Source organism: Psychrobacter sp. Sarcosine-02u-2 (assembly GCF_002836335.1).
Classification (GTDB): domain Bacteria; phylum Pseudomonadota; class Gammaproteobacteria; order Pseudomonadales; family Moraxellaceae; genus Psychrobacter; species Psychrobacter faecalis.
Window position 1 is genome coordinate 1 of record NZ_PJBX01000016.1, and the last position, 6054, is coordinate 6054.

Here is a 6054-nt window from a genome sequence, read left to right on the forward strand (position 1 = left end):
ATTAAAATGATTTAAATGTTAATAAAATCAAAGCAAAAAAGAGAGCAAGGCTTAATGTTAGCCTTGCTCTCTTTTTTATATTTAGTTATTGATAAAAATACCTGCTGCTAGTTTCCCGCCATTTTCTCAGTATCGACGGCGTCATCTATTTTTACAACGGTTTTTAGCATGGCAATCGCTTCGCCAATGGTATTACAAACGACCAAACGCTCAAGGTCTTGTTGCTTCATAAAGCCTTGCTCAGCGGTGTATTGTAAATGTTCAATCATACAGTCATAAAAACCATTGATATTAAGAATAATCATCGGTTTTTCGTGCTGATATAGCTGACGCCAGGTGGCGATTTCCATGATTTCTTCTAGCGTCCCAAGCCCGCCCGGCAAGGTAATAAAGGCATCGGCATACTCTGCCATCACCGTTTTACGGGTGTGCATGGTATCGGTCAAATGCAGGCGCGTCAGCTGCTCATGGGCAATTTCGTGCTTGAGCATAAAGGTTGGAATCACGCCGACCGCTTGTGCGCCACCTCGGATGACCTCATCAGCGACTGCGCCCATCAGCCCGATGCTCGCTCCGCCGTAGACCAAACCCATGCCATTATCGGCAAGCGCACTGCCAAGCTCACGCGCCGCCTGCTCATAAACGTCATTATTGCCCAAACGCGAGCCACAATAAACCGCGACCAGCGGCATGGTTAGCGCTGATTTATCCACTGCTTTTTCAATATTGGTAATGTCTTGACTGGTAATAACTTCATAAGTGTCATTGTTAATTTTCATTTGCATAGAGTTTCCTTAATTTTATATACATTGTTCTTATTAAATACTTAGCTATTAAAACACGTTTATTCATGCATAGTAGTTTATTGATATGTGTTATTTGGTCAAAATACATACTGCTTAATCGATAATAATTAAAATATTGCTGAAAAATAGCGCTCAAAATATACAACGTCGAGCTCGCTCATAGAACTTAGAAGTCATTTTCGCCTACCTTCCTCACTAAGATTTATTTTACCATAAGCAGTGTTACTGCAAAGTCATCATGCGGTGATCACCCAGTTAGGCTATAAAGTAAGCAACCAATCACGGCTTAATGACCGCACGCTTATGTTTAAACACTTATGTTTAAACGCTGAGCGCCTAGCAAGCATTTTTATTTACCCAAAACACTGACTGATAAAAAAACTTTTACTCATAAAAATGACAAAAATACATGAAGGTTAAACCATGGAAAATCCGCACAATCAAACAGATATTTATGCCCTAAGCATCATGACTGAGCGCAATCGAGCATTGGCAGCGACCGTTTATCGCCCTAAAGATAAAGTGAAAGCCGCAGTCATGATCGCACCGGCTACTGGTATCAAACGCCAGTTTTATCATAATTTTGCCACTTATTTAGCAGCAAGCGGCTTTGGGGTCATAACCTTTGATAACGAAGGTATCGGCGAATCACTTAGCACCGATTTGGCAAAATGTGATGCCTCTTTAATCAGTTGGGGTCGCCATGACATGCCAGCCGTCCTTGATGCCTTGCAAGACGAATTTAATGATGCCACTTACCATTTGATTGGCCATAGCGCCGGTGGGCAATTAATTGGTTTGATGCCAAACTATAAGGCACTTACCTCAGTATTTAATGTTGCTTGCTCATCAGGGCAAATCAAAAATATGGACATGCCTTATAAGCTCAAAGCGATGGGTTTTATGGACGCCTTTATTCCGCTCACCAACTTGACGCTAGGCTATACGCCAGCGGATAAAATCGGCATGGGTGAGCCACTACCACGCGGCGTCGCTCGTCAATGGCGCGAGTGGTGCAACGGCGCAGGCTATATTAAAACCGCGTTTGGCAAAAGTATTCATACCCATTTTTACGATGAGATTGATATGCCTGCGTTGTGGCTCGGCTTTAGCGATGATGAAATTGCCAATAGCAAAAATATCGATGATATGATTCGCGTCTTTAGCAAAATGCCAGTCGAAAAACGCTATTTTGACCCCGAAGAATTTGGCTTAAATAGTATCGGTCATATGCGCTATTTTAGTAGCAAAACCAATGCTAAAGCCCCGCAGCTTTGGCAAATGGCAGTCGATTGGCTAGCCAAGCAGCAATAAGTTTTGTTTAGGGCAGTCGTTTAAGCGCATGCCTTTCAAGCGCAAGTCTATTTAGTCTTGCGTGATTTTTGCTGCTTGTTCTGCTTGCACACGCTTGGTCAACGCAGAATACAGCGACGGCTGCATATTATGAATGTTGCCTAGCATCCATTTTACGTAGCTAATTGGCACGTCTTTAATCAACGTACCCTTATGTTTGCCAAAGGGCATTTTGCTCAGTGGATTGGCTTTATTGGCGATAGCGTGGGCTGCTGCAAAATCTGTCGGCGCAATCTCTAGGCGCTCGCAGCAGGCCTGATATAGCAGATAACACATGCGCGCATCTCCCAGCGCATCATGAGCAGCAATCGTTATTTTACCTGCCTCGCCTTTACCTAATAATTGCTCGATACATTTCGACTGCCCATAGGCGCTCCATTCTGGAAAGGCCACGCGCGCCAGCCGCACCGTACATATCAGCTTAGTAGTCGGACTACCAATCACCCGCCAATCAAAGCGTACATTATGGCCAATCAAATACTGCGGCAACTCAAATTGCTCAAGCTCAAAGCGCTCAAGACCGGCAACATCGTCATCGGTGATACCATGGATTCTAATCACGACGGGCGATATCGAGCGTCCACTATTAAAGTATTTCATCCACTCAAATCCTGTCGCTACATTGATCGTCGCCACTTGAATCGGACGCGGATCACGGCCTTGGTCGGTTTCGGTATCGATAATCAGCGCAGTGTCAGTCATAAAGATTTGGCCATCGTTATTTAAAAATAGGTAGCAATAACAGTTTTCTATATATACCTAAAAAATAGGTGATTTTTAAAAGCAACAATGTATTTATGGGGATAAAAGCTAAAGATAACAATGGTATACAAAGAATAGCGGCGATAGCTCTTATACTGTCTATGAGCGTTAATTTAAAAAAGAGATATCAATGCTAGCAGATGGCAATAATCCGCAGCCAAGCCCAAGTAGAGAGCCAAATCTTTTACGCCGTGTACTAAGTGTACTCATCAAGGCGGCGGTGTTACTGATGCTGTTATTTGTCTTTGATAGGCTCTTACCCAGTATCAGCAAGCAAACTCAGTCGTTTGTACTGGCAAAATGGCAACAGCTTAGTTTATTACAACAAGCATTACCGACAGAAAATAGCTTACCTAGCCCACTGCCCGAACAACACTTAACGGATACATGGGGCGCGGCGCGTAGCCAAGGTCGCTCTCACGAAGGCATCGATATATTTGCCAAGCGCGGTACGCCGATACAGGCAACGACGCAAGGCATCGTCAGCAAAGTTGGCGAAAATAGCTTAGGCGGGCGCGTGGTGGTCATCATTGGCCCGGGCGGCGCCGGCCATTATTATGCCCATTTAGAGGATTATGCCGATATCAGCCCGAACGACTGGGTCAATGTTGGCGATATCATTGGTTACGTCGGCGACAGCGGAAATGCCAAAGGCACGCCGCCGCACGTCCATTATGGGATTTATATCAATGGCAGCGCGGTCAACCCTTATCCACTTTTGCAAAAGCCTGAAAGCTAGCGTTTGAATTTTTGGCCTTTAAAACCTGACCCCTTTAAAAATAAGACCTTAAACTTCCAATATAAAATTTAACGGCCCATCATTGATACTTGCCACTTGCATATCAGCGCCAAACTCACCAGTTGCTACAAGGGGATGTTGGGTTTTGGCATAAGTAATTAGTTGCTCGAACAATACCTCTGCAGCATCGGGTGCCATCGCGCCGCCAAAGTCAGGACGGCGACCTTTATCGGTTTTTGCCATTAAGGTAAATTGTGACACCAATAATAAACCGCCGCCTACCTGCTGGACATTTTTATCCAATTTACCAAACTTAGCAGGATCATCGTCATTCTCAAAAATGCGATAAGTAAGGATTTTATCAATCATACGCTGCGCATTTTGCAAGTTATCCTCATGACCCAAGCCAATATAGGCCAAGATTCCATGCTCAATCGCACCAACGCAGTGCGCATCGACAGTGACGCTAGCGCGCTGCACCCTTTGTATCAGTGCTCTCATTTACAGCCTTCCTTATTTATAAATCGCTTACAGTTTATGGTCATACAATCATACCCTGACCATGATAAAATACCGCCATTAACTTGCCTATTAATAATTACATCGAATCCTGTTTTGGTAACCTCATTATGAATTTATTTGCCACCCTTCAACAATTTGTACCGCAGCAGCAGCTGAGTAAAGTCGCTGGACGTCTGGCCGCCAGCCGCCACCCTTATGTCAAGCGTGCGTTTATCCGCAGCTTTGCTAAAGCTTACAATGTCAGCTTAGACGAATACGAGCGCCAAAGTTTCAATGCTTATGAAAGCTTTAATGACTTTTTTACCCGTGAGCTAAAAGACGACGCGCGTCTCATCGATAGCCGCGCAAATGGAATTGTTAGTCCTGCCGATGGCGTTATCTCGCAATTAGGGCAAATCCGCGACCATAAATTACTGCAAGCCAAAGGTCGTCATTATGACATCGGTCAACTACTCGCTGATAGCGAAGATGGCAGTTATTTTGCTGATGGTAGCTTTGCCACCGTATATCTCGCGCCGAGTAACTATCACCGCGTGCACATGCCATTTGCTGGTACCTTGACCAAGACCCGTTATATACCGGGTACCCTATTTTCTGTCAATAATGTCACGGCGGCAAACGTGCCGGATTTATTTGCTCGTAATGAGCGTTTGGTCTGTTTATTTGACACAGAGTACGGCAAAGCGGCGGTGGTCATGGTTGGAGCGATGATTGTCGCTGGTATCGAAACCGTCGCGACGGGTAAAATCAGCCGCACTGAGGATATCCAAGAAATGGTTCACAATATGAGCTTTGCCAAAGGCGATGAGCTTGGACGCTTTTATTTAGGCTCAACGGCGATTGTGGTTCTACCAAAAGGCGCAAAAGCCGATTGGCAAGACAGCTTAAAAGCCAACAGTATGGTAAAAATGGGACAGCTATTAGGTGTTGCGAATAAATAGCAGTTGTATAAAGGCTCTAAAAAACCTCTACGTATAAGCCTAGTTAAGCCACTCAGCTTAGCTAGGTTTTTTATTAGACGCATTCAATCTAATACCGAAAGTGCTTGTGAATAGGATACGCAAATAAGATGTTTTCTTCTTGCGTTCCGCGTCCGATGTTATGAATAATCAACGGCGAGCCATCAGCGGCGACTTTATTAGAAACGATGCCCATATGCGGTAAATTGCCGTTTGGCAACCGCCACGTCACTATATCACCGGCTTGAAAGCTAGATTTATCAGTGGTAGATAATGTTTGACCATGACGGGCAAAAAACACCTCAAGATTTGGCACACGGCGGTGATCGATATTTTTATCGGTTGATTTTAGTCCCCACGTCTTTGGATAGGCCGACCAATTGGACTTCATATCGTGATTGACCAATTGCTGTAAATCGATATTTTGCAAGCGGTAAGCCCGTACGACAACATCGGTACAAACGCCGGTTTCTATCGGTACATCGCCACGCGGAAAATCCAGCTGACGATAGGTAGGGTCATAGCTGGTGGTCACACCTATCTGTTTTTTGGCATCATAGGCCAATTTATCGCCATTACCAACAGACTCGGTCGCCTGCGCCAATTGCGCTAAACTTATACCAAACCCAACAATTAAAGTTGTGCCCAAGCACGAGCAGTTAACGACCGAATTCTTTATGGCTGTTTAAGCAAATTATTCCAAGCCAAGCAAGTGGCATCGACAATAGCCTCATAACTGTCATAACAACGATTAGATAGCTCATTTTGCTTAAGGTACTGCTATACCCTCTCAGAAGGATTCAGCTCAGGTGAATAAGGCGGTAGTTTAAGCATAGTGACATTAGCCTGATTCAAGCTTGGTTGATGCCATAATGCGCCATCCATCACCACCACCGCATGACGTCCTTTTGGT

General features: G+C 44.6%; 8 protein-coding genes. 3 read left to right on the plus strand and 5 right to left on the minus strand.

The window, feature by feature from the left end; all coding sequences use genetic code 11:
- Window positions 1-107: 107 nt before the first annotated feature.
- Window positions 108-785 (minus strand): LOG family protein, encoded by a 678-nt coding sequence (locus CXF58_RS00705; RefSeq protein WP_068405153.1) that lies wholly within the window; start codon window positions 783-785, stop codon window positions 108-110.
- A gap of 444 nt (window positions 786-1229) precedes the next feature.
- Between CXF58_RS00705 and CXF58_RS00710 the strand changes: the two genes are divergently transcribed.
- The gene (locus CXF58_RS00710; RefSeq protein WP_068405155.1) at window positions 1230-2120 is read left to right on the plus strand and encodes an alpha/beta hydrolase family protein; all 891 of its coding nucleotides are present in this window, start codon (window positions 1230-1232) and stop codon (window positions 2118-2120) included.
- Between the two features lie 51 nt (window positions 2121-2171).
- Here the strand turns inward: CXF58_RS00710 and CXF58_RS00715 are convergent, their stop codons facing one another.
- The gene (locus CXF58_RS00715; RefSeq protein ID WP_068405157.1) at window positions 2172-2861 is read right to left on the minus strand and encodes a putative quorum-sensing-regulated virulence factor; all 690 of its coding nucleotides are present in this window, start codon (window positions 2859-2861) and stop codon (window positions 2172-2174) included.
- Window positions 2862-3051: 190 nt separating this feature from the next.
- On the opposite strand from CXF58_RS00715, the gene CXF58_RS00720 reads away from it, so the two are divergent.
- Window positions 3052-3660, plus strand: a complete 609-nt coding sequence (locus CXF58_RS00720) for a M23 family metallopeptidase (protein ID WP_068405159.1) — start codon at window positions 3052-3054, stop codon at window positions 3658-3660.
- 48 nt (window positions 3661-3708) lie between these two features.
- On the opposite strand, the gene dtd is transcribed toward CXF58_RS00720, so the two are convergent.
- Complete coding sequence (gene dtd / locus CXF58_RS00725) at window positions 3709-4161, minus strand: D-aminoacyl-tRNA deacylase (RefSeq protein ID WP_068405161.1); 453 nt, start codon at window positions 4159-4161, stop codon at window positions 3709-3711.
- Window positions 4162-4289: 128 nt separating this feature from the next.
- Between dtd and asd the strand changes: the two genes are divergently transcribed.
- Window positions 4290-5123, plus strand: coding sequence for an archaetidylserine decarboxylase (asd, locus tag CXF58_RS00730; RefSeq protein WP_068405163.1), 834 nt, complete (start codon window positions 4290-4292; stop codon window positions 5121-5123).
- An 88-nt stretch (window positions 5124-5211) separates the two neighbouring features.
- Here asd and CXF58_RS00735 read toward each other — a convergent pair whose 3' ends face one another.
- Entirely contained in the window at window positions 5212-5790 is a 579-nt protein-coding gene (locus CXF58_RS00735) for a DUF1287 domain-containing protein (RefSeq protein ID WP_226928882.1), read from the minus strand.
- 131 nt (window positions 5791-5921) lie between these two features.
- Window positions 5922-6035, minus strand: coding sequence for a hypothetical protein (locus CXF58_RS14170; RefSeq protein WP_416375559.1), 114 nt, complete (start codon window positions 6033-6035; stop codon window positions 5922-5924).
- Window positions 6036-6054: the final 19 nt, after the last annotated feature.

Excerpts from the sequence above, each read along its gene's own strand:
- CXF58_RS00715 (WP_068405157.1), bottom strand. The coding sequence starts at position 2,861 with ATGACTGACACTGCGCTGATTATCGATACCGAAACCGACCAAGGCCGT.
- asd (WP_068405163.1), top strand. The coding sequence starts at position 4,290 with ATGAATTTATTTGCCACCCTTCAACAATTTGTACCGCAGCAGCAGCTG.
- dtd (WP_068405161.1), bottom strand. The coding sequence starts at position 4,161 with ATGAGAGCACTGATACAAAGGGTGCAGCGCGCTAGCGTCACTGTCGAT.
- CXF58_RS00705 (WP_068405153.1), bottom strand. The coding sequence starts at position 785 with ATGCAAATGAAAATTAACAATGACACTTATGAAGTTATTACCAGTCAA.
- CXF58_RS00710 (WP_068405155.1), top strand. The coding sequence starts at position 1,230 with ATGGAAAATCCGCACAATCAAACAGATATTTATGCCCTAAGCATCATG.
- CXF58_RS00720 (WP_068405159.1), top strand. The coding sequence starts at position 3,052 with ATGCTAGCAGATGGCAATAATCCGCAGCCAAGCCCAAGTAGAGAGCCA.